The following is a 1,016-nucleotide window of genomic DNA, read 5'->3' as shown; positions in this document are numbered from 1 at the left end:
TACGGGTTCACCGCTCGTCCCGGACACCGCCGGACCCGTCCCCGGGAACCCCGCCCGGACCGCGGAACTGGCGCGCACCGATGGATCACCTCGACCCCCGGATCCACCAGTTCCAGCCCGTCGAAGAACCGCTCCACCTCGTCGCGGTTACGCGGGCGCACCGGGATTCCCCGATCCTGGTAGACCTGCAGCAGCCGCGCCATCCCTTCGGGATCGTCGGGGCCCTCGTCGAATTCCGTCGTCACATGGGACATCGCGAGATAGGAGCCCGGTACCAGGGCGTCCATCAACGTGTTCACGATCGCGTAGGTGTCACCCGGCACGAAATGCAGTAATGCCATGAGCGATACGGCCACCGGCTGCGACAGATCCAGGGTCGAGCGCAGTTCGGGCGCGGCCAGGATGGCCTCCGGGTCCGCGGCGTCGGCCTGGATGTAGGCGGTGCGCCCCTCCCCCGTACTCACCAGCAGGGCGCGGGCGTGGGCGAGCACGATCGGATCGTTGTCCACGTACACCACCCGCGATTCGGGCGCGAGTTCCTGGGCCACCTGGTGCAGATTGGGTTCGGTCGGGATACCGGTGCCGATATCGAGGAACTGCCGGATTCCCTGTTCGGTGAGATAGCGCGTGGCATGGCGCATGAATTCGCGGTTGGTGCGCGCGGTCAGCCGTACCGCCGGAAAATCCTTCAATGCCTGCTCCGCGGCGGCCCGATCGGCGTCGTAGGAATCCTTGCCGCCGAGGAAGTAGTCGTACATCCGCGCCGGATGGGCCACGTCGGTGCGCAGGTCGATAGAGCCGTCGGCCACTGCGGAATCTCCTTACGAGGTAGGGGGTTTCCCGCAGGTATACCCCATTCCGGCACGCCTCCACCGGGATCCGGGAGATATCGGCCCGGAACCGGTATCGCCGATATCACTGCCCCATCCCACCGGCGGCCAGTAACCGCGCGGCCAATTCGGCACACCGGGTAGCGAGTTCCGGTGGATCGAGCACCTCGAAATCGTGACCCAGCA

Annotated in this window: 1 protein-coding gene; it reads right to left on the bottom strand. The window is 66.5% G+C overall.

Going from position 1 to position 1,016, the window contains the following annotated elements:
* Window positions 1-809, bottom strand: an 809-nt coding sequence (locus ACWDU1_RS32560) for an SAM-dependent methyltransferase (RefSeq protein WP_450004254.1), incomplete at its 3' end; no start/stop codon positions are given.
* Between the last annotated feature and the right edge of the window lie 207 nt (window positions 810-1,016).

The organism is Nocardia sp. NPDC003345 (assembly GCF_053589395.1).
This window is presented reverse-complemented; position numbering and strand designations above follow the sequence as displayed.